The organism is Streptomyces sp. NPDC057010 (assembly GCF_042673805.1).
Classification (GTDB): domain Bacteria; phylum Actinomycetota; class Actinomycetes; order Streptomycetales; family Streptomycetaceae; genus Streptomyces.
Window position 1 is genome coordinate 26,626 of the sequence record NZ_JBHUSC010000052.1, and the last position, 20,789, is coordinate 47,414.

19 protein-coding genes and 1 pseudogene are annotated in these 20,789 nt (G+C 71.3%); 10 read left to right on the top strand and 10 right to left on the bottom strand.

The window, feature by feature from the left end; translation table 11 throughout:
* Positions 1-233 precede the first annotated feature (233 nt).
* From ACFTXQ_RS30170 to ACFTXQ_RS30195, 6 genes and pseudogenes are all read right to left on the bottom strand, one after another.
* The gene (locus ACFTXQ_RS30170) at positions 234-1,298 is read right to left on the bottom strand and encodes a BMP family protein (protein ID WP_382646691.1); all 1,065 of its coding nucleotides are present in this window, start codon (positions 1,296-1,298) and stop codon (positions 234-236) included.
* 229 nt (positions 1,299-1,527) lie between these two features.
* Positions 1,528-2,772 carry an amidohydrolase gene (locus ACFTXQ_RS30175; protein WP_382646742.1) on the bottom strand — a complete coding sequence of 415 codons (1,245 nt, stop codon included), beginning with the start codon at positions 2,770-2,772 and terminating at the stop codon, positions 1,528-1,530.
* A gap of 137 nt (positions 2,773-2,909) precedes the next feature.
* Entirely contained in the window at positions 2,910-4,058 is a 1,149-nt protein-coding gene (locus ACFTXQ_RS30180; RefSeq protein WP_382646694.1) for a hypothetical protein, read from the bottom strand.
* 33 nt (positions 4,059-4,091) lie between these two features.
* Positions 4,092-5,006: an N-acetylneuraminate synthase family protein gene (locus ACFTXQ_RS30185; protein WP_382646744.1), complete on the bottom strand. Its 915-nt coding sequence runs from the start codon at positions 5,004-5,006 to the stop codon at positions 4,092-4,094.
* Between the two features lie 339 nt (positions 5,007-5,345).
* Positions 5,346-5,729 (bottom strand): annotated as a pseudogene (locus ACFTXQ_RS30190) (cytidylyltransferase domain-containing protein); the annotation flags it as partial.
* Entirely contained in the window at positions 5,726-7,045 is a 1,320-nt protein-coding gene (locus tag ACFTXQ_RS30195) for a DUF6716 putative glycosyltransferase (RefSeq protein ID WP_382646696.1), read from the bottom strand. The pseudogene ACFTXQ_RS30190 and the gene ACFTXQ_RS30195, both read right to left, overlap by 4 nt.
* Before the next feature lie 176 nt (positions 7,046-7,221).
* On the opposite strand from ACFTXQ_RS30195, the gene ACFTXQ_RS30200 reads away from it, so the two are divergent.
* Both ACFTXQ_RS30200 and ACFTXQ_RS30205 read left to right on the top strand, forming a co-directional pair.
* Entirely contained in the window at positions 7,222-8,277 is a 1,056-nt protein-coding gene (locus ACFTXQ_RS30200) for a glycosyltransferase family 2 protein (protein ID WP_382646699.1), read from the top strand.
* Positions 8,277-9,590, top strand: a complete 1,314-nt coding sequence (locus ACFTXQ_RS30205; protein ID WP_382646703.1) for a polysialyltransferase family glycosyltransferase — start codon at positions 8,277-8,279, stop codon at positions 9,588-9,590. The genes ACFTXQ_RS30200 and ACFTXQ_RS30205 overlap by 1 nt, the downstream gene beginning before the upstream one ends.
* A gap of 13 nt (positions 9,591-9,603) precedes the next feature.
* Here ACFTXQ_RS30205 and leuE read toward each other — a convergent pair whose 3' ends face one another.
* Together leuE and ACFTXQ_RS30215 are read right to left on the bottom strand one after the other, a co-directional pair.
* The gene (leuE, locus tag ACFTXQ_RS30210; protein ID WP_382646706.1) at positions 9,604-10,254 is read right to left on the bottom strand and encodes a leucine efflux protein LeuE; all 651 of its coding nucleotides are present in this window, start codon (positions 10,252-10,254) and stop codon (positions 9,604-9,606) included.
* 60 nt (positions 10,255-10,314) lie between these two features.
* Positions 10,315-11,895 carry a methylmalonyl-CoA mutase gene (locus ACFTXQ_RS30215; protein WP_382646709.1) on the bottom strand — a complete coding sequence of 527 codons (1,581 nt, stop codon included), beginning with the start codon at positions 11,893-11,895 and terminating at the stop codon, positions 10,315-10,317.
* 205 nt (positions 11,896-12,100) lie between these two features.
* On the opposite strand from ACFTXQ_RS30215, the gene ACFTXQ_RS30220 reads away from it, so the two are divergent.
* Entirely contained in the window at positions 12,101-12,973 is an 873-nt protein-coding gene (locus ACFTXQ_RS30220) for a peptidoglycan-binding protein (RefSeq protein WP_382646712.1), read from the top strand.
* Positions 12,974-13,224: 251 nt separating this feature from the next.
* Here ACFTXQ_RS30220 and ACFTXQ_RS30225 read toward each other — a convergent pair whose 3' ends face one another.
* Both ACFTXQ_RS30225 and ACFTXQ_RS30230 read right to left on the bottom strand, forming a co-directional pair.
* Positions 13,225-14,262, bottom strand: a complete 1,038-nt coding sequence (locus ACFTXQ_RS30225; RefSeq protein ID WP_382646715.1) for a hypothetical protein — start codon at positions 14,260-14,262, stop codon at positions 13,225-13,227.
* A complete protein-coding gene (locus tag ACFTXQ_RS30230) occupies positions 14,262-14,993 on the bottom strand; it encodes an RNA polymerase sigma factor (RefSeq protein ID WP_382646747.1) in 732 nt (243 codons plus the stop codon). Before ACFTXQ_RS30230 ends, ACFTXQ_RS30225 begins: the two co-directional genes overlap by 1 nt.
* A 328-nt stretch (positions 14,994-15,321) precedes the next feature.
* Between ACFTXQ_RS30230 and ACFTXQ_RS30235 the strand changes: the two genes are divergently transcribed.
* The 7 genes from ACFTXQ_RS30235 (at position 15,322) to ACFTXQ_RS30265 (ending at position 20,614) form a co-directional block, all read left to right on the top strand.
* Entirely contained in the window at positions 15,322-15,927 is a 606-nt protein-coding gene (locus ACFTXQ_RS30235; protein WP_382646718.1) for a 2-oxo-4-hydroxy-4-carboxy-5-ureidoimidazoline decarboxylase, read from the top strand.
* Positions 15,928-16,079: 152 nt separating this feature from the next.
* Positions 16,080-16,460 carry a succinate dehydrogenase, cytochrome b556 subunit gene (gene sdhC / locus ACFTXQ_RS30240; RefSeq protein ID WP_365917729.1) on the top strand — a complete coding sequence of 127 codons (381 nt, stop codon included), beginning with the start codon at positions 16,080-16,082 and terminating at the stop codon, positions 16,458-16,460.
* A gap of 5 nt (positions 16,461-16,465) precedes the next feature.
* The gene (locus ACFTXQ_RS30245) at positions 16,466-16,957 is read left to right on the top strand and encodes a succinate dehydrogenase hydrophobic membrane anchor subunit (RefSeq protein WP_382646721.1); all 492 of its coding nucleotides are present in this window, start codon (positions 16,466-16,468) and stop codon (positions 16,955-16,957) included.
* A 23-nt stretch (positions 16,958-16,980) separates the two neighbouring features.
* Positions 16,981-18,735, top strand: coding sequence for a succinate dehydrogenase flavoprotein subunit (gene sdhA, locus ACFTXQ_RS30250; protein ID WP_382646724.1), 1,755 nt, complete (start codon positions 16,981-16,983; stop codon positions 18,733-18,735).
* Complete coding sequence (locus ACFTXQ_RS30255; protein WP_382646727.1) at positions 18,735-19,502, top strand: succinate dehydrogenase iron-sulfur subunit; 768 nt, start codon at positions 18,735-18,737, stop codon at positions 19,500-19,502. Before sdhA ends, ACFTXQ_RS30255 begins: the two co-directional genes overlap by 1 nt.
* A 190-nt stretch (positions 19,503-19,692) precedes the next feature.
* Positions 19,693-19,872 carry a hypothetical protein gene (locus ACFTXQ_RS30260; protein WP_382646730.1) on the top strand — a complete coding sequence of 60 codons (180 nt, stop codon included), beginning with the start codon at positions 19,693-19,695 and terminating at the stop codon, positions 19,870-19,872.
* 205 nt (positions 19,873-20,077) lie between these two features.
* Entirely contained in the window at positions 20,078-20,614 is a 537-nt protein-coding gene (locus ACFTXQ_RS30265) for a hypothetical protein (RefSeq protein ID WP_382646732.1), read from the top strand.
* Positions 20,615-20,789: the final 175 nt, after the last annotated feature.

Genomic DNA, 20,789 nt, shown 5'->3' on the forward strand with positions numbered 1-20,789 from the left:
CGGAAGGAGCGGAAGGCAGGGGACAGGGCGGAAATCGGCCGGGCGGGTGGGCGGGAGTCGGACGGTATCGCGTCCACACTGCCTCTACGCGCGTAGCTCTGTCGGAAGTGAAAACTTGCGGCCAACTGGCCACAAGCAGTCACGGACACGGGCCGGAGAACGCGGCTCGGGGCCCGGGAAGCGGTGAGGACCGCCGCCCGGACCCCGGGACCACGACAGACTGTCAGACGACCTTACGGGGTGGTCTTGACGGTGATCTTCTTGGCGATGATGTCGGCCTTGGCCTTCTCCACCGCGGCGATGACGTCGGCCATCTTCTTGTACTCGGGGTTGGAGTCGGCCAGGCCGACGCCGTCGCTGTCCAGGCCGTAGCGGATCTCACCGGTCTGCGGCTTGCCGTCCTGGACCGACTTGATCAGGTTGAAGACGGCGTCGGAGACGTCCTTGGTGACGGAGGTGAGGATCTTGTCCTTGTACTTGGACAGACCCGCCTGGTTGTACTGGTCGGAGTCGACACCGATGGCCCACTTGCCGGCGGCGGCGGTGGCCTCGATGGCACCCGAACCGGCGAGACCGGCGGCGGCGTAGACCACGTCGGCGCCGTTGTCCAGCTGGCCCTTGGCGGCGGCCTTGCCCAGGTCGGGCTTGGCGAAGCCGGAGAAGTCCGGCGGCTGGGTCAGGTAGGCCGACAGCACCTTGGCGTTCGGGTTGGTGTCCTTGACGCCCTGGGTGTAGCCCGCTTCGAACTTCTTGATCAGCGGAACCTCGACACCGCCGATGAAGCCGACCGTGCCGGTCTTGGAGGCCTTGGCGGCGGCGACGCCGGCCAGGTAGGAGCCCTGCTCCTCGTTGAAGACCAGGTTCGCGACGTTCGGGCCGGTCACCGAGGTGTCGTCGATGAGGCCGAAGGTGGTCTTCGGGAACTTCTCGGCGACCTTCTTGATGGCCGGGGCATAGGCGAAACCGACGCCGATGACCGGGTTGTTGCCCTTGCGCGCGAGCTCGGTGAGGCGCTGGACCTTGTCGGCCTCGCTCTCGCCCTCGGTGGGCTCGGCCTCCGCGCCCTTGATCTTGAGCTCCTTCTCGGCCTTGTCGAGACCGGCGAAGGCGGCGTCGTTGAACGACTGGTCGCCGCGGCCACCGATGTCGTACGCGATGGCGGCGCTGGCCGCCTTCGAGTCGGAGGAGGCGGTGGAAGACCCGCCGTCGGAAGACTTCTTTCCGCCACAGGCGGTGGCCGAGAGGGCCAGCGCCGCGGACGCGATGCCCACGGTGGCGATCCTGGTGATCCGGCGCAAGGGGAGGCTCCTTCAAAACCTGACCGAAGCGCCACGACCGGCGCTGGTTTCGCCGCGATCGTAACGCGCGTAGATGTCAGTTAAAGGCCCGTTCATGAGTCGTTATCGGATCGTCGCGAACCGGACAGTGACCGATCGGTAACTCCTCACGCGTCCAGCCCTTGTGTACCAAGGGCTGGACGCGTCCGACGGGCGACGCGCGAATGTTGTACGGACTTTGGCCGCGGCTTTACCTCACATGGCCCGCGCGGCGCCCGTCGAGCAGGGCCGCGGCCGTGAAGAACTCCACTCCGACGGCGATCGCGGACTCGTCCACGTCGAAGTCACCCCGGTGCAGGTCCCGCTTGGCCGTGTCGCCCGGGGTGCGGACGCCGAGGCGGGCCATCGCGCCGGGGACGTGCTCCAGGTACCAGGAGAAGTCCTCACCGCCCAGGCTCTGCTCGGTGTCCTCGATCGCCTCGGAGCCGCGGCGCACCGACATCGCCTCGCGGAGCAGTTCGGTGATCACCGGGTCGTTGACCACCGGCGGCACCCCGCGGACGTGGTTGATCTCGAACTTGGCCCCGTGCATGGTCGCGACCTCGTCGATCGCCGCGTGGATCATGTCCGGGGCGTCGTGCCAGGCGTTCAGGTCCAGGCACCGGACGGTTCCGGACAGCTCGGCGTGCATCGGGATGACGTTGCACGCGTGGCCGGCCTCGATCCGGCCCCAGGTGACCGACATGCCCGAACGGGCGTCCATCCGGCGGGTCAGCAGGGCCGGGACGTCCACGGCGACCCGCGCGGCGGCCGTCACCAGATCGGTGGTCAGGTGCGGCCGCGCGGTGTGCCCGCCGGAGCCGGTCAGGCTGACCTCCAGGCGGTCGCAGGCCGAGGTGATGGGGCCGGGCCGCAGCCCGATCCGGCCGGCGTCTACCCGGGGGTCGCAGTGCACCGCGACGATCTTGCCCACTCCGTCCAGGACCCCGGACTCGATGGCGTCGGTCGCCCCGCCCGGGAGGACCTCCTCGGCGGGCTGGAACAGCAGCCGCACCGGCCGGGGCAGCAGGCCCTGGCGGTCGAGCTCGGCCAGGACGAGGCCGGCGCCGAGGACGACGGCGGTGTGCACGTCGTGGCCGCAGGCGTGCGCGCGGTCCGGGAAGGTCGACCGGTACGAGACGTGCGTCTTGGCATCCGGGATGGGCAGGGCGTCGATGTCCGCGCGCAGCGCCAGCATGGGGCGTACGCCGTCCCAGGTGCCGACGTCACAGATCAGGCCCGTACCGGACTTCAGCACCTGTGGTCGCAGGCCGGCTTTCTCGAGCCGGGCCTTGATCGCTGCCGTGGTGCGGAATTCCTGGTGCCCGAGCTCCGGGTGCATGTGCAAGTCCCGGCGGAAGGCGATCAGTTCGGTACGCAGGTGATCCGGAAGCTTGCCGGGCAGCTCGGGGCGCTCGGACGCGGCGGGCCGGTCGGTCTGGGACTCGCGGGACATCAACTGGTTCACCCGTTGAAGGGTAGGCGCACGGATGGGTCAACTGGCCGGGGATCACGAAAAGTTCATGCCGTTAGGGGAAAGAAACCCGGCCTCTGGACGCATGACCGGGTGGACCCGGGGGTAAACTCGCGCGCTCATCCGGCCGCAGGAGCCGCCTGGGCTGGGAGTCTGCGCACATCACGGGCGGTGTCGGTGACCCCGGCGAGGAAACTGCGGGCGCGCGGGGAGGCGGACCCGGTGAGCCATTCGGGGTCGATATCGCATACGGCGACGGTCACACCGGTACCGGCCAGCGCGTACGGCAGCGTGTGGACGACCGTGGACGGAAAGCTGACGATCGTACGTCCGACGGGTCCGCGCCGCGCGATCAGCTCCAGCGGCAGGTCCGGCCGGACGATCTCCAGCCCGGTCGCCTCGCTGAGCGTGCGCAGCTTCTCGGGGGACTCCCGGCGGTGCGCGAAGTAGCGGGTGGCGCCGTGCTCCAGGGTCAGGGCGCGCACCGCCTCCAGGTAGCGGTCCGGGTCCACCACGCCGGTCTCCACGAGGGAGGTGCCGACGAGGTCGGTGCCCTTGGTCAGGCGGGGCGGGCCGAAGCGGGCGCGGGTCCAGGCGAAGTCGTTGACGCGCAGCGCCATCCCGGGCAGCGGGACGACGGGCATGGAGGTGAAGACCTCCACCTGCCGGCCGGGGCCCGGGGTCAGCCGGCGCCGGGCCCGCCCGGAGACCGGGGCGTAGGCGAGCTCCTTGATCCGGCCGAGGGGGCCGCCGCCGGCGCGGTGCCAGCGGCGGAGCCGTTCGCCGCGGCCGGCCTGCGCCAGGAACTCCATGGTGGCGGTGCCGTCGTCGACGACGACCAGTTCCTTCGCCCGGGCCGGGACCAGCAGGAGCTGGACGAACCGGGAGAAGGGGTCGCCGACGACGATCCGTTCGGCCCGGCGGACCTGTCCGGCGAGCGCCGCCAGTGCCCTGAAGGGTGCGCCGGCGCCGCCGCGGGCCTCCTGCCACTGCACGGAGTGTCCCTCGTCCCTGGCGATGCCGCAGACGCGGCGCAGCTGGCCGCGGGACATCGGGTCGGTGGGCGGGAGCACCACGATGCGCAGTCGCTGCGCGGGGTACTCGGGGGCGGGGGCCGGGGCGGCGCCGGCCGCGCGGCGGGCCTGGCGCGGGACGCCGTCCAGCCGCGGACCCCGGGGCACGGCGCTTTCCGCGTGCGCCCACTCCAGCACGTTCAGGAGTTGGACCGGACTCTCGACGAACGCCAGCGTGGGGCCGGAAGGGGTCACCGGGTACTCCTCGTCTCGGGGGCGGAGCGCGGGTCAGACGGCGGCGAGTTCGCCCTGGACGCGGCGGAGCTTCTTCATGGGGCCCAGCTCGGACTCGTAGACGCGCTTGATGCCGTCGCCGAGGGCGGTCTCGATGGTGCGGATGTCGCGGACCAGACGGGTGAGGCCGCCGGGCTCGACGGAGGCGGCCTGGTCGGAGCCCCACATCGCGCGGTCGAGGGTGATGTGACGCTCGACGAAGGTGGCGCCGAGGGCGACGGCGGCGAGGGTGGTCTGCAGGCCCGTCTCGTGGCCGGAGTAGCCGATCGGGACGTTGGGGTACTCCTCCTGGAGGGTGTTGATCACCCGCAGGTTGAGCTCCTCGGCCTTGGCCGGGTAGGTGGAAGTGGCGTGGCAGAGAAGGATGTTGTCGCTGCCGAGCACCTCCACGGCGTGGCGGATCTGGCGCGGGGTGGACATGCCGGTGGAGAGGACGACGGTGCGGCCGGTGGCGCGCAGGGCGCGCAGCAGCTCGTCGTCGGTGAGGGAGGCGGAGGCCACCTTGTGGGCGGGGAGGTCGAACTTCTCCAGGAAGGCGACGGCCTCGGTGTCCCACGGGGAGGCGAACCAGTCGATGCCGCGCTTGGCGCAGTGCTCGTCGATGGCGCGGTACTCGGCCTCGCCGAACTCGACGCGGTGGCGGTAGTCGATGTAGGTCATGCGGCCCCAGGGGGTGTCGCGCTCGATGTCCCACTGGTCGCGCGGGGTGCAGATCTCGGGGGTGCGCTTCTGGAACTTGACGGCGTCGCAGCCGGCTTCGGCGGCGGCGTCGATGAGGGCGAAGGCGTTGCCGAGGTCGCCGTTGTGGTTGATGCCGATCTCGCCGACGACGTAGACGGGGTGGCCGGGGCCGGCGATGCGCGAACCGAAGGCGCGGGTACGGGCGTTGGGGGTGACGGCGGCGGTCATGGCAGGTGACGTCCTTCGTTCGGTGCGCGGGGGGTCGAGCGGGGCGAACAGCGGGGCGAGCAGGCGGGCCCGCTCCAGGTCGTGCGGGTCGTCGATCTCCAGGACCCGTGCGGGGTCGGTGGCGACGGGGAGGGTGCGGCCGAAGAACCGGTGCCGGGCGGCCCGGAAGCCGGCGGTGTCCATGGCGTAGGCGGCGCCGGTCTCCAGGAGGTCCTGGGGGCGGTCCTGGCGGCGGGGACGGACGGCCTTGTCGTGGTTGACGCCGCTGCCTTCGCCGTCCTGCTCCCGCCAGAGGAAGCCGTGGAAGGGGGCGACGGTGAGGGCCGAGTCGGCCGCGCCGGTGGCGACGGCGGCGGCGACCGACTCGACGTCGGAGGGGGTGAGGAAGGGGCTGGTGCACTGGACGAGGAGGACCACGTCCACGGCGAGGGAGTGCAGTTCCTCGAAGGCGTCGAGGGCGTGCAGCAGGGCGGCTTCGCTGCTCGCCGTGTCGCCGGAGATGGCGGCCGGGCGGGAGATCACGTCGGCGCCGGCGGCGCGGGCGGCGTCGGCGATGCCCGCGGAGTCGGTGGAGACCACCACGTCGGTGACGGTCGGCGCGCCGAGGCAGGCCCGGACGGCCCGCGCCACGAGCGGCACCCCGGCCACCTCGGCGAGGTTCTTGCCCGGAACCCCCTTGGATCCGCCACGCGCCGGAATCACGGCGAGCACACGGGGGTTCACAGCTCCCCCATCCGGCGGATCACGGGGGCCACGCGCTGCACCCCGTGCCGGTACGCACCCCGGGCCGCCTCCCGCAGGTACGACCGCAGCCGCTGCCGCACGCGGGACTCGCCCGCCGTCGGGCGGACGGCCCCGGGCAGCGGTGTCCCGTCGGGCGCGAGGTGATGCCGGGCGAGGATCCCGGGCAGGTAACCGGGGGCGGTGGTGAGCGTGTAGTAGGGAGCGGGGGCGGATAGCCTCTCCTGCCCCAGCAGCACTGCGAGCCTCTCCCGCGCGGCGGCGTACGCGTCGCCCGCGGCGGGCGCGGCACCCGGAGGGCGGACTCCCTGGGCGGCCAGCCAGTCCGCGTCCCCCTGCGGGAGCAGCCCGGCGTCGAGCTGGTCCCACGAGGCCAGGCAGCCCGAGCCCAGGAAGTGGTGGTTGCCGAGGGCCTCGCGGATGCCGAGGTCGGTGAGGACGGCCGTCGGGATGGAGCGGTGCAGGGATTCCAGGGCGGCGGTGGAGGAGACGGTGACCAGCAGGTCGGCGCCGTCCAGGACCTCGCCCATGTTCCCGTACACCAGGCGGCAGTTGGGCGGAAGCCCGCCCGGGACCCTGGCGGCGAGCCGCTGGTACGGCTGCTCCTCCAGGTGCGTGGTGTGCTCCCCGGGCCGGCTGCGCAGCTTGATCAGCACTTCGCGGTCCGGGTGCAGCCGCGCGTGCCCGGCCGCCCGCTCCAGCAGGTACGCGCGGTCGGCGCGGCTGTCGGGGACGGAGGGCTGGACGGCGAAGACCACCGTGTGGGCGCGGCTCCCGGCCGGCTCGTACGGTGCCCCGCCCAGGAACGGCAGCGCGGTCTCGGTGACCGCGCCCGCGTCCGCCCCGACCCCCTCGTACACGGCGCGGAACCGCTCCGCGTCGTGGCGGGAGTTGGCGAGGACGAGGTCGGCCCCGTGCCGCAGCAGCAGCCCGTCGGCGAGCTTCTCGTAGACGACGCCCACGTACCCGGTGACGAGGACGGGCCGGGCCGCGGGGGCGGGCCACAGGGCGCGGGCCCCGTGCAGGACGGCCTGGACGGCTCCACCGACGAGGGCGAGGACGACCACGTCGTACTCCTCGCGTCCGAGTTCGGCGAGGAACTGCGCGCAGGTCACCTCGGTCAGCCGGTCGGCCCGTACCCCCACCTCGCCGAGCTGGCGCGCGGTCGGTGTGGCGCGGCCGCGCAGCAGGTAGCCGGTGAGCTGGTGGTCGGGCACGAGACGGCGGGCGGTGAGCGCGCCCCATTTCCATCGCGTATCGGAATCGGCGAGTACGGCGACGCGTTTGCGTTCTGGCACGCCGCAGAAGCTATTCCGCAATTTCGGTGATCGGCCCAACGAATGCACAACAGAGGGTTAACAACCCGTCGACGGATTGCGAATCCGCCCGGGTTAACGCGCCCGCCCCGCGCCGTTCATGTGGAATCCTCATCCGGGCCACAGTGAATGCCGAGCGGCGTCCTAATGTCCTGCAGGTGCCCAAGCTCTCTGTTGTCGTGCCGTTCTACAACGTGCAGACATACGCACCGGATGCCCTGAAGAGTCTCGAACTCAACGCCCGGGATGATTTCGAGTTCCTGCTCGTCGACGACTGCTCGACGGACGGGACGCCCGGCCTGCTGGAGCGGGCGGCGCGCGAGCTGCCCGGGGCGGTGCTCCTCAGACACGAGCGGAACGGCGGCCTGGCCACCGCACGGAACACCGGCCTGGACGCGGCCCGCGGCGAGTACCTCGCCTTCCTGGACGGCGACGACTGGCTGGCCCCCGGCCACCTTGCCCGGACCCTGGCCGCCATAGAGGCTCTGAGCTGCGATTTCGTCCGCACCGATCATGTGCAGTGCACGGGCAGGGCGCGCAGCGTGCGCCGCGTCCCCTACGGGCCGGAGTCGGTCGTGGCCGACCCGCGCTCCGCGATCCTGCCCGCGGACCGGGCCACCTCGGTGGACTACCCGTACGCGTGGGCCGGCATGTACCACCGGCGGCTGCTGGACCGCGGGCTGCTGCACTTCACCGACGGGCTGCGCACGGCCGAGGACCGGCCGTGGATCTGGCGGCTGCACCGGGAGGCGGCCTCCTTCGCCGCGGTCGGAATGCCCGGAATCTTCTACCGGCGCGGGGTTTCCACCTCGCTGACGCAAATCGGCGACGAACGGCAGCTCGATTTCATCCGCGCATTCGATCAGGTGGTGTCGGAGGTCATCGCGGACCGGGAATCCGATCTGCTGCTCCCGAAAGCCGTCCGAACATATTGCGCGATTATCGCTCATCATTTCGGCTCCATCGAGAGGTTCGAACCGGCTGTGGCCAGAAAACTCCGTTCGATGAGTGCGGCCGCGCTCGGCCGCATGCCCCAGGACGTGCTGGACCGGGTCCTGGACTCGATGGACCTGGAGCGCTCCACCCTGCTGCGCCGCGTGCGCGCCGGCGGCGGCCGGCTCGCCGGGATGGCCGGGATGGCCGGTCTCACCGCCCGCACCCGCCGCAAGGGCCCCGCCGGCCGCACCGCCTCCGCCCCGGGGGCGACGGCCTGATGCCCACGCAGATCTTCCTGGCCTCCACCCTCTACGGCACGGCCACCCTCGCCGCGGGCATCGACGCCGGCTCCTTCCCGCCCGCCGGCCGCCGTATCCTGCTGACCAGCAACCACTCCGTCACCGCCGAGGTCAGCCCCGGCGTCGCGGACATGCCGGGCTTCGCCGCCCTGCGCACCCGCTTCGACGAGGTGCTCGACTGGAACCGGGTCATCGCGCCGCAGCACCCGAGCACCTGGGCCCCGCGCACGGAGGACGTCCCGCTGTGGGAACGGCAGCTGCGCACCCTGTGGGGCCTGGGCGAGGACCGCGTCGAGCTGATCGTCGAATCCCTCCAGGTGCCGCCCGCCCAGACCCTGTGCCGCCTCTTCCCGGGGGCCGCGGTCGACGTCTACGCCGACGGGCTGATGAGCTACGGGCCCACCCGCTTCCGCCTCGACGCGCAGCTCGGGATGCGGGTCCGGCGGGTGCTCCACCTGGACCTCGTACCGGGACTGGAGCCGCTGCTGCTGACCGAGTTCGCGGTTCCGGCCGAGCTGGTGCCGGCGGAGCCGTTCCTGAAGGTCCTGGCGGAGCTGCCCGCGCACGACACCGGCCTGGACGGCATCGGGGGGTCCCCGGCGCTGCTCCTGGGCCAGTACCTCTCCGCGCTCGACCTCATGAGCCCGGACGAGGAGGAGGAGCTGCACGTCTCGATGGTCCGGGGCGCGCACGCCCGGGGCCACACCGAGCTCGTCTTCAAACCGCACCCCAGCGCCCCGGCCGCCTACTCGCGCCGCGCGCAGGCGGAGGCCGAGCGGCTCGGCGCCCGCCTGACCGTGATCGACGGCCCGCTCCTGGCCGAGGCCCTCTACCAGCGGCTGAACCCGGCGCTGGTCGTCGGCTGCTTCTCCACCGGCCTGCTGACCGCCGCCACGCTGTACGGGCTCCCGGTGGCCCGCACCGGCACGGAGGCCATACTGGCCCGTCTGGCCCCGTACCCGAACAGCAACCGGATCCCGCTGACGCTGGTGGACGCCCTGGTCCCGGACCTCGCCGACCCCCGGGGCACGGCGGGCGAGGCCCCTGCCGACCTCGCCGCCCTGGTCACCGCCGTCGGGTTCACGATGCAGCCGAACGTCCTCGCCGCGCGCCGGCCGGCCGCCGAGGCCTACCTCGCCGGGCACCTGACCGACCGCACCCGTCGCTACTTCACCCGCCGCCGGCTGACGGCCCTGGGCCTGCCGGGCGGCATCCCGGCCGGGCTGTCCTTCCTGCCGCGCAGCCGGGCGGTGCGGCGCGTGGCCCGGCGGCTGCGCCGGGCGCTGGGCTGACCGGCGCCGGCGCTCAGCTGACGGCGAGCTTGGCCGCGAAGCCGAGGAACAGCACGCCCGCCGCCGAGGTCGCCCCGGCCGACAGCCGCTTGCGCCGCCGGAACGCGGCGGACAGCCGGGTACCGCCGAAGATCAGCAGCGTCAGGTACAGGAAGCTGCCGGTCTGCAGCAGCCCGCCCAGGACCAGGAACGACAGGGCCGGGTAGGCGTAGGACGGGTCCACGAACTGCACGAAGAACGACATCAGGAAGAGGATGGCCTTCGGGTTGAGCAGGCTGATCACCAGCGCCCGCCGGTAGGGCCGCTCGCTCTCGCCCGGGTCGGCGGGGGCGGCGGCCGGCGCCTCGTCCCGTTCCCGGCGCGTGCGCCACAGCGCCCAGGCGCCCCGCATCATCCCGACGGCCAGCCACGCCAGGTACCCGGCTCCGAGGGTCTTCACGACGGTGAACACCAGCGGGCTCGCCTGCAGCAGCGCCCCGGCGCCGACCGCGGTCAGCGCCATGAGGACGGCGTCGCCGGTGAACACGCCGGCGGCGGCCTTGTACCCGGTGCGCACCCCGCGGCGAGCGGCGACGGACAGCACATAGAGCGAGTTCGGCCCCGGCAGCAGAATGATCAGCACCAGGCCGGCGAGATAAGTCGGAAGATCTGTCACACCCAGCATGTGCAGGAGTGTCCCACAAAGACGCACCTGTCAGTCCAGCGGCGCTTCCAGTGGGCACAGTCACCATGCGGAATCGACCGGTTCGTACGTCCCCCACACCTCCCGCAGCGCCCCGCACACCTCCCCCACCGTGGCCCGCGCCCGCAGCGCCTCCTTCATCGGATAGAGCACGTTCTCCGTCCCGGCCGCCGCCTCCCGCAGCGCCCCGAGCGCCGCCTCCACCGCCGCCCCGTCCCGCTCCGCCCGCAGCCGGGCGAGGGCCTCGCACTGCCGCGTCTCGATGGCCGGGTCCACCCGCAGCGGCTCGTACGGCTCCTCCCGCTCCAGCGCGAACCGGTTGACCCCGACCACCACGCGCTCCCCGCCCTCGGTCTCCTGCGCGATGCGGTAGGCGTTCCGCTCGATCTCCCCCTTCTGGAAGCCGTTCTCGATCGCGGCCACCGCCCCGCCCTGGTCCTCGACCCGCCGCATCAGGCCGAGGGCGGCCGCCTCCAGCTCGTCGGTCATCCGCTCCACCGCGTACGAGCCCGCGAAGGGGTCCACGGTGTGCGGCACGTCCGTCTCGTACGCGAGCACCTGCTGGGTGCGCAGCGCGAGCCGGGCGGACTTCTCCGTCGGCAGCGCGATCGCCTCGTCGAAGGAGTTGGTGTGCAGCGACTGCGTGCCGCCGAGCACGGCGGCCAGGGCCTGCACGGCCACCCGTACGAGATTCAGCTCGGGCTGCTGCGCCGTCAGCTGGACCCCGGCGGTCTGGGTGTGGAAGCGCAGCATCAGCGACTTCGGGTCCCGGGCCCCGAACTCCTCGCGCATGACCCGGGCCCAGATCCGGCGGGCCGCGCGGAACTTCGCGACCTCCTCCAGCAGGGTGGTGCGGGCGACGAAGAAGAAGGAGAGCCGGGGCGCGAACTCGTCGACCGCCATCCCGGCCGCCAGCGCCGTACGGACGTACGCGATGCCGTCGGCGAGGGTGAAGGCCACCTCCTGCGCGGGCGAGGCCCCCGCTTCGGCCATGTGGTAGCCGGAGATGGAGATGGTGTTCCACTTGGGGATCTCGGCCCGGCAGTAGCGGAAGGTGTCGGCCGTCAGCCGCAGCGAGGGCCCGGGCGGGAAGATGTACGTGCCGCGCGCGATGTACTCCTTCAGGACGTCGTTCTGGACCGTCCCGGTCAGCTGCGCGCCCCCGATCCCGTGCTCCTCGGCGACCAGTTGGTACAGCAGCAGCAGGAGCGCCGCGGGGGCGTTGATGGTCATCGAGGTGGAGACCCGGTCGAGGGGGATCCCGTCGAACAGGATCCGCATGTCGTCGACGGAGTCGATCGCGACCCCGACCTTGCCGACCTCGCCGTGCGCGAGCGGGGCGTCGGAGTCGTGCCCCATCTGCGTCGGCAGGTCGAAGGCCACCGACAGCCCCGTCCCGCCGCCGGCGATGAGCTGCCGGTACCGGGCGTTGGACTCGGCGGCCGTCCCGAAGCCGGCGTACTGCCGCATGGTCCACGGCCGGCCGGTGTACATGGTCGGGTAGATGCCCCGGGTGTACGGGAATGCCCCTGGCTGCCCCAGTTCGGTCTCCGGGTCCCATCCCGTCAGATCGCCGGGCCCGTAGACGGGTTCGATCGGGTTTCCGCTCTCGGTACGTGCCATGTGACGAAACCTCCGTAGAGCGACGGGGCCCCGGGCTGGTACAACCTCCCCGGCGAACACCGGGGGAGCGCCCCGGCCGCTCATCGCTTCGTAAGGCCGCGGACGGGCCCTGGTCACAATGGCGCAACATCCCGGGGCGGAGTGCAACTCTCCACGCGCGCGGAGCATCACCTAGGTACACGACGTAGAAATCGGGGGACTGCTAATGCACCGCCAGAGAGTCATAATCCGTGCGCTCGGGGTGGCCACCGCCGTCGCGCTCGCCGCGACCGCCTGCGGGCCGCAGAAGGCGGAGTCCACGGGCTCCGCCTCCTCGGCTCCGTCCTCGCCCGCGGCGGGGCCCTCCACCGAAGCGTCGCCGTCCGCGGACAACAAGCCGGCCGAGGCCTCGCCGTCGGCCTCGCCCTCCGCCTCGGCGTCCCCCTCCTCCTCGCCTTCGCCCACCGTGAAGCAGATCATGGCCAACGGCGACGACAGCGACGAGGTGCGCGAGCTCCAGGCCCGCCTGAAGCAGCTGGGGCTGATGACGGTCGCACCGACCGGTTTCTACGGCACGAAGACCACCGCGGCCGTCAAGTCCTTCCAGTCGAAGAACGGGCTGAACCCCACCGGTTCGGTCGACGAGGCCACCTGGAAGAAGATCCAGGCCGCCACCAAGAAGCCCACCGAGGACGAGCTGCGCCCGCCGACCACCAACGAGGTCGACGCGCCGGACCCGCGCTGCATGACGGGCCGGGTCATGTGCATCAGCAAGGAGAGCCGCACCCTCGCCTGGATGATCGACGGCAAGGTCGTCTCCACGATGGACGTGCGCTTCGGCTCGGAGAACACCCCGACCCGCGAGGGCGAGTTCAAGGTGGAGTGGAAGGCCAAGGACTGGACGTCGACGATCTACCACACGCCGATGCCGTACTCGATGTTCTTCAGCCGCGGCCAGGCGGTGCACTACTCGGCCGACTTCGCGGCCCGCGGCTACGCCGGCGCCTCGCACGGCTGCGTGAACGTCCGGGACAAGGGGAAGCTGTCGGCCCTCTTCGACCAGGTGCAGGTCGGCGACAAGGTCGTCGTCTACTGGTGAGGCCGGGGCCGGTGCGCCGGGGGCCCTGCGGCGGGCAGGTCGTGAAGTAGAGGGCGCGGGCAGGGCCGGGGGAACGTGCCCCGCCCGCGCCGGTTGCGCAGAGCCCAGGGGTACGGGGGGAACCCCGGCTCATGCGCGGCCGATGACCAGTCGGCTCGTTACGTACTGCGTCACCGGTTCGAAAAGTGTTACAGGCGGGTGAGCGGATGTGTCAGGTCATGTGCCGGAGGCATCTTCCGGAGCCTCACGGATCAGCTGTGGGTCGCCAGCGGGGTCCCCGAGAGCGCCGGCGCCAGGGACGGGGCCTTGAGCACGTTGTCCTTCGGAGCCTCGGCGGTGCGGCCGCCGTCGGTGACCCCGTCGAGCAGCGCCTCGCAGTAGTACGGAATGCGCGCGAGGCCGTTGGCCAGGGCCGAGAGCCGCTTGCGCCGGTCGGCGTCGAGGTGGCCGGCCCGGTAGTCCTTGCAGAGGTCCACGGCCCTGCGGTGGTTCTCCCGGTCCCGGTCGCGGTCCTTGCCGCTGCTTCCGGTTCCGCCTCCGCTGCCGAACGCCTCCCGCTCCCCGTCCTTGCCGCCCTGGGCGTCCTTGCCCGAGCCGTCGGAGCCGGTGGCGCCCGGTGAGGCACCGCCGCCGCCCGCGGCCGCGCCGTCCGTCGTACGGCCACCGCTGCCGTCCGTGGGCACGGCCGTGCCCGCCGCGGCCGACTCCCCGGAGCCGTCCGGAAGCGGGTTCGGCCGGAACTGCGGGGTCAGGGTGGGCGAGTCGCTCTCGGTGCCCTGGGCCGTGGTCCCGTCCGCGCTGACGGACATCGCCGGGCCGGGGCCCGCCGTGGTGCGCCGCGGCTGGTCCAGCAGTCCGGCTCCCGCCGCGGCGGCCAGTCCGCCGACCGCGATGCTCGCCAGGGCGGCCGCCAGGCCGAACCGGACGGGCCGCAGGGACCGGCCGCGCCGCGCCGCGGGGGCCGAGCCGCCGCCGATGAGGGTGCGGCCGAGGTCGACCACGGGTGCGCCGGAGCCGGAGCCGGACCGGCCCGCGCGGGCTCCGGCCGCACCGTGCGCCGTACCGCGCGCCGTGCGGAAGGCGGCGAGCGCCGCGGCCTCGCCGGGCAGCTCTCCGCCCGCCGGCGCGGGGGCGCCCAGCGCATCGAGGGAGTCGAGGGCGGCCCGCAGCCGGGCGGCTTCGTGCCGGGCTCGGGGTTCGGCGGCCGGCCCCACAGGTTCCACCGGTTCTCCGCGCAGCAGTTTTTCCGCCGCGGCTCCGTCCAGCCACCTGTCGCGCTCGTCGGCCATCACATGTCCTTCTGCGTCCGCCAACGTGAATGCGTCACACCGGTTTGTTCTACGAGGCCCCCGCCATGGCCGCGCTGCGCGGGTACGGCGTCGAGATCCCTCCCGCCCCCGCCGTCCCGTGCCTGGCCACCGGCATTATGGCCGACCCGGCCCTCCGGATCCGAGTCCGCATCCGGCCCCGGTTGGTCACCGAGGAGCTCGGCGAGCTTCTTGAGGCCCCGGTGGGCGGCCGTGCGTACGGCTCCGGGCCGCTTGCCGAGGGTCTCGGCGGCGCTCTTGGCGTCCAGGCCGACCACCACCCGCAGGACCACGGCTTCCGCCTGGTCCTGCGGAAGCTGCGCGATGAGCGCCATGGTCGTGCCGGTGGAGAGGGACTCCATCGCCGCGCCGGCGGTGTCGCAGTCGGCGGCCCAGCCTGTGAGCTCCGTCTCGTCGCCGCCGATGGCGGGGCGGCGGCCGCGCATGCGGATGTGGTCCAGGGCGCGGTTGCGGGCGATGCGGGCGGCCCAGCCGCGGAAGCGGTCGGCGTCGCCGGTGAAGGAGTCGAGGTCGCGGGCGATCTGCAGCCAGGCCTCGGAGGTCACGTCCTCCGCGTCGCCGTCCCCGACGAGCGTGCGTACGTATCCGAGCAGGCGCGGGTGCACGGCGCGGTACACAGTACGGAACGCGTTCTCGTCGCCGTCCTGTGCCGCGAGCACCGCGGCGGTCAGCTCCGCGTCGTCCCCCAGCAAAGTCCCCAACCCGTTCACTGTCCTGTACGTGTGGCGCAAATCAGCACGTTACGGCTTTCAAGTACCTCTCGTCCACGAGTTGTACAACCAGCAACCAACCCTGCGCGGAGCGAGGTGTGACAGAAAACGCACTCCGGGCGCTGACAGGGGTACGGGCTTGTCGCACGAGTCCGTGACGGATGGCGACCGGGGCCTCTCCTGTGGGGGGTGGCGGCCTCGGTCGCCCTCCCCTTCTCGTTCACGCCTCTGGCGCCCACGTCATCCTTTCGGCTCACTTCCGGGTGAAATCCTCGAATGGGTACGACACAGCCTGCCCTGCGTCGATAGCGTGGCGGTACACCCGCGCCACGCCCCGAGGAGCCCCTCGCTGTCCAGCCACCTTCCGGCACAGGCCCGCGGCAGTTCCGACTCCTCTCACGGCTCCGGGCTGGCGCGGTTCAACGCCCTGTCCCCCGAATCCGCCCAGGCCGCCCTGATGCACTGCTGCGGCAGCCGGCGCTGGGCCCACCGGGTGGCCGCACACCGCCCTTACCCGGATTCCGACGCTTTGCTCGCCGCCGCGGACGAGGCTTCGTACGACCTCTCCCAATCGGACCTGTCGGAGGCGCTGGACGCCGAATTCTCGGCGGAGCTGGCCCACGGGGCTCCGTACGCCGCACTGCTGGCGCTCGACGCGGCCCACGCCGAATACGAACGGAAGTTCGGCCACGCCTTCGTGATCTGCCTCGACGGGCATCCGCCGGAGGAGCAGGCGGACCAGCTCCTGGGCGCGATCCGGCGTCGAATGGGTCACGAGGTGGACGAGGAACGCTCGATCTCCGCCGACGAGCTGCGGCGGGTCGCACAGGCCCGGCTGCTGGACCTGACGCGCTGGCTGACCTCGGCGGATGGGCCGTCTGCAACGGAAATCGGGCTATTCGCGCCTGTGGGATAGTCCGTACGTGCCTGTTTGATCACACCGAAGACCCCCGGGCGAAGGAACCGACAAAGCGTCGCTACGATGTGCGGGGCCGGAGGACCGTACCCGGCCGGGCCCGACCGACAACGAAGCCGGCTGGCCCCCACCCCGCTTCCGGAGGGTTTTCCGTGCCGGCTGGAACGTTGTACCGCGGCCGGGAAGGAATGTGGTCCTGGGTGGCTCATCGAGTCACCGGCGTCCTCATTTTCTTCTTCCTGTTCGTACACGTCCTCGACACCGCTCTCGTTCGCGTCTCCCCCGAGGCGTACGACGATGTCGTGGCTACCTACAAGACCCCGATCGTCGCGCTGCTGGAGTACGGCCTCGTCGCCGCAATCCTCTTCCACGCGCTCAACGGTCTCCGTGTCATCGCTGTGGACTTCTGGTCCAAGGGCCCGCGCTACCAGAAGCAGATGCTCTGGACCGTCGTGAGCATCTGGATCGTGCTGATGGCCGGGGCCGTGTACCCCGTCCTGAACCACGCGTACCTCGAACTGTTCGGGAAGTGACACGCATGTCTTCTGACACTTCTTCCGTCAACATGGCCAAGGGCATCAGCGACGTGGAGGGCGACTCCCTCTACGACATCGAGAACCCGGCGCCGTACATCGAGGCCCCGCGCAAGCGCACGGGCAAGACCCCGCGCTCGACCCGCGGCAACTTCGAGATGGTCGCGTGGCTCTTCATGCGCCTCTCGGGCATCGTCCTCGTCGTCCTGGTCATCGGCCACCTGCTGATCCAGCTGGTGCTCGACGGCGGCGTGTCCAAGATCGGCTTCGCCTTCGTGGCCGGCCGCTGGGCGTCCCCGTTCTGGCAGGTCTGGGACCTGTTGATGCTGTGGCTGGCCATGCTGCACGGCGCCAACGGTCTGCGTACGGTCATCAACGACTACGCGGAGCGCGCCAACACGCGGCTGTGGCTGAAGGGCCTGCTCTACACCGCCACGGTGTTCACCATCCTTCTGGGCACGCTGGTGATCTTCACCTTCGACCCGAACATCCGCTAGGCAACGGGGCTGAGGCGAAACCAATGAAGATCCACAAGTACGACACCGTCATCGTCGGCGCCGGTGGCGCGGGCATGCGCGCCGCCATCGAGGCGACGAAGCGCAGCCGCACCGCCGTGCTGACGAAGCTCTACCCCACCCGCTCCCACACGGGCGCCGCGCAGGGCGGCATGGCCGCCGCGCTCGCCAACGTGGAGGACGACAACTGGGAGTGGCACACCTTCGACACGGTCAAGGGCGGTGACTACCTGGTCGACCAGGACGCCGCCGAGATCCTGGCGAAGGAGGCCATCGACGCGGTCCTCGACCTGGAGAAGATGGGCCTGCCGTTCAACCGCACCCCGGACGGCACCATCGACCAGCGCCGCTTCGGCGGCCACTCCCGCAACCACGGCGAGGCCCCGGTCCGCCGGTCCTGCTACGCCGCGGACCGCACCGGCCACATGATCCTCCAGACGCTGTACCAGAACTGCGTCAAGGAGGGCGTGGAGTTCTTCAACGAGTTCTACGTCCTGGACCAGCTCCTGGTCGAGGAGGACGGCGTCAAGAAGTCGGCCGGTGTGATCGCGTACGAGCTCGCCACCGGCGAGATCCACGTGTTCCAGGCCAAGGCCGTCATCTACGCCTCCGGCGGCACCGGCAAGTTCTTCAAGGTGACCTCCAACGCGCACACCCTCACGGGTGACGGCCAGGCGGCCTGCTACCGCCGCGGCCTGCCGCTGGAGGACATGGAGTTCTTCCAGTTCCACCCGACGGGCATCTGGCGCATGGGCATCCTGCTGACGGAGGGCGCCCGCGGTGAGGGCGGCATCCTCCGCAACAAGGACGGCGAGCGCTTCATGGAGAAGTACGCGCCGGTCATGAAGGACCTTGCGTCCCGTGACGTCGTCTCCCGCTCCATCTACACCGAGATCCGCGAGGGCCGCGGCTGCGGTCCGGCCGGCGACCACGTGTACCTGGACCTGACGCACCTCCCGCCGGAGCAGCTCGACGCGAAGCTCCCGGACATCACCGAGTTCGCGCGCACCTACCTGGGCATCGAGCCGTACACGGACCCGATCCCGATCCAGCCCACCGCGCACTACGCCATGGGCGGCATCCCGACCAACGTCGAGGGTGAGGTCCTGGCGGACAACACCACCGTCGTCCCCGGCCTGTACGCGGCCGGCGAGGTCGCGTGCGTGTCGGTGCACGGCGCGAACCGCCTGGGCACCAACTCGCTGCTGGACATCAACGTCTTCGGCAAGCGCTCGGGCATCGCGGCGGCCGCCTACGCCCACGAGAACGACTACGTCGAGCTGCCGGAGAACCCGGCGCAGCAGGTCGTCGAGCTCGTCGAGCACCTGCGCAACTCCACGGGCAAGGAGCGGGTCGCCGACCTGCGCCTGGAGCTCCAGGAGACGATGGACGCGAACGTGATGGTGTTCCGTACGGAGCAGACCATCAAGACCGCGGTCGAGAAGATCGCGGAGCTGCGCGAGCGCTACAAGAACGTGTCCGTCCAGGACAAGGGCAAGCGCTTCAACACGGACCTGCTGGAGGCAATCGAGCTGGGCAACCTGCTCGACCTCGCCGAGGTCATGGCCGTGTCCGCGCTGGCGCGCAAGGAGTCCCGCGGCGGCCACTACCGCGAGGACTACCCGAACCGCGACGACGTCAACTTCATGCGCCACACCATGGCGTACCGCGAGGTAGGCGCCGACGGCAAGGACTCCGTCCGGCTGGACTACAAGCCCGTCGTCGTCACCCGCTACCAGCCGATGGAGCGTAAGTACTGATGGCCACCCCGACCATGAGCAAGACGGACCAGATGGAGGCCGCGGCCGCGGCCTCGCCCTTCATCACGGTCACGTTCCGGATCCGCCGCTTCAACCCCGAGATCTCGGACGAGGCGCAGTGGCAGGACTTCCAGATCGAGATCGACCCGAAGGAGCGCGTGCTCGACGGTCTCCACAAGATCAAGTGGGACCTCGACGGCACGCTGACCTTCCGCCGCTCGTGCGCGCACGGCATCTGCGGCTCCGACGCGATGCGGATCAACGGCAAGAACAGGCTCGCCTGCAAGACGCTGATCAAGGACATCAACCCGGAGAAGCCGATCACCATCGAGGCCATCAAGGGCCTCACGGTGATGAAGGACCTCGTCGTCGACATGGAGCCCTTCTTCCAGGCGTACCGGGACGTCATGCCGTTCCTGGTCACCAAGGGCAACGAGCCGACGCGCGAGCGCCTGCAGTCGGCGGAGGACCGCGAGCGGTTCGACGACACGACGAAGTGCATCCTGTGCGCGGCCTGCACCTCCTCCTGCCCGGTGTTCTGGAACGACGGCCAGTACTTCGGCCCGGCGGCGATCGTCAACGCGCACCGCTTCATCTTCGACTCGCGTGACGAGGCCGGCGAGCAGCGGCTGGAGATCCTTAACGACAAGGACGGCGTGTGGCGCTGCCGCACGACCTTCAACTGCACCGACGCGTGCCCGCGCGGCATCGAGGTCACGAAGGCCATCCAGGAAGTGAAGCGTGCGCTGATCACGCGCCGCTTCTAGCCTTCTGGACGGACTCCGTCCGTCGGCTCCGGCTGAGACCGCTGCACCGCTGAGGCCCGTACCCCTTCCCGGGGTACGGGCCTCAGCGGTCGCCGCCGGCGCGGCCGTCGCCTCGCACCCTCCCCGCGCACTGGAAGCCGATCACGGTGGGCCAGTTGATGAGCCACACCAGCGGCCTGGGGCTGGCCCGGTGCCGGCCGACCCGAGCGAGATCGAGCCGTGGGCCTGGGCCGCGGGCGGGATGATCTCCAACGCCCCGGATCTGGAGCGCTTCATGACCGCCCTGCTGCGCGGCCGGCCGGCCGGCTGCTGCGGCCCGCCGAGCAGCGGCAGCTGTTCGCCGTGCCGGCGCTCTCTTCGGAGGGCGTGAAGGACAGGGACCGGTTCTGCATGGGCGGTCTGATGCGCCACGAGATCGGCGGGACCGTGGTGTGGGGCAAGACGGGGTCCATGGGCGCTCCGTCAGCGGGGTGTTCGGCACCGAGCACGCTCTGCGTGCGCACATCGGAGAGCTGGTGGCCGCGGCTCTCTGACCGGGGTACGGAGCAGGGGGTCCCTGTGGAAGGATCGGCCGCATGAGTGATCAGCAGCCGAATCCGTACGCGAGCGACCCCTCCCAGGGCGGGGACGCCTACAAGTGGGGCCCGGGCGAGGCCAGTTATGGCTACCCCCAGCCGTACCCGGCGGCCCCGGCCTACCAGCCCACCATCGGCGGCACGGGCATGCCGACCCCGGCCTACCCCACCGCGGCCCCGGGCGGCGTTCCCGGCGGCGCCGGCTTCAGCCTCGGTGACATCAGCATCGCCGGCGACCAGATCATCACCCCGTCGGGCTCGATGCCGCTCAGGGGCGCGATGTGGAACGCGACGGACTTCTCGCGCACCGAGGAGAAGATCCCCGCGCACGCCATCGTGCTCGCCGTCATCTTCTTCCTGTTCTGCCTGCTCGGGCTGCTCTTCCTCCTGATGAAGGAGAAGAAGACCACGGGCCACATCCAGATCACGGTCACCAGCGGCGGCCGCCACCACTCCACGATGCTCCCGGCCACGGACGCGATGGCGTACCAGCGCGTGATGGCACAGGTGAACTACGCCCGCTCGCTGAGCATGTAACGAGCGGGGGCTGCCACGAAGGGGGCGGAAGCGAGAAGCGGGCCGGCGGCTTCGGAATGGTCGGGGCCCAAGTAACCGGTACCAGAGAAGGTTTGGGGGTTTCCCGCCAGTCTCATCGTCCTTCCGCGCCGGCCCGGCCTGTCAAGGGCGCTCCTTCGTCGCGTCGCTTCGCGAT

What these genes read in the sequence shown, in the direction of transcription:
- ACFTXQ_RS30215 (WP_382646709.1), bottom strand. Translation starts at nt 11,895, where the DNA reads ATGGCACGTACCGAGAGCGGAAACCCGATCGAACCCGTCTACGGGCCC.
- ACFTXQ_RS30175 (WP_382646742.1), bottom strand. Translation starts at nt 2,772, where the DNA reads ATGTCCCGCGAGTCCCAGACCGACCGGCCCGCCGCGTCCGAGCGCCCC.
- ACFTXQ_RS30220 (WP_382646712.1), top strand. Translation starts at nt 12,101, where the DNA reads ATGCACCGCCAGAGAGTCATAATCCGTGCGCTCGGGGTGGCCACCGCC.
- ACFTXQ_RS30265 (WP_382646732.1), top strand. Translation starts at nt 20,078, where the DNA reads ATGAGTGATCAGCAGCCGAATCCGTACGCGAGCGACCCCTCCCAGGGC.
- ACFTXQ_RS30245 (WP_382646721.1), top strand. Translation starts at nt 16,466, where the DNA reads ATGTCTTCTGACACTTCTTCCGTCAACATGGCCAAGGGCATCAGCGAC.
- ACFTXQ_RS30255 (WP_382646727.1), top strand. Translation starts at nt 18,735, where the DNA reads ATGGCCACCCCGACCATGAGCAAGACGGACCAGATGGAGGCCGCGGCC.
- sdhA (WP_382646724.1), top strand. Translation starts at nt 16,981, where the DNA reads ATGAAGATCCACAAGTACGACACCGTCATCGTCGGCGCCGGTGGCGCG.
- ACFTXQ_RS30185 (WP_382646744.1), bottom strand. Translation starts at nt 5,006, where the DNA reads ATGACCGCCGCCGTCACCCCCAACGCCCGTACCCGCGCCTTCGGTTCG.
- ACFTXQ_RS30205 (WP_382646703.1), top strand. Translation starts at nt 8,277, where the DNA reads ATGCCCACGCAGATCTTCCTGGCCTCCACCCTCTACGGCACGGCCACC.
- leuE (WP_382646706.1), bottom strand. Translation starts at nt 10,254, where the DNA reads ATGCTGGGTGTGACAGATCTTCCGACTTATCTCGCCGGCCTGGTGCTG.
- ACFTXQ_RS30225 (WP_382646715.1), bottom strand. Translation starts at nt 14,262, where the DNA reads ATGGCCGACGAGCGCGACAGGTGGCTGGACGGAGCCGCGGCGGAAAAA.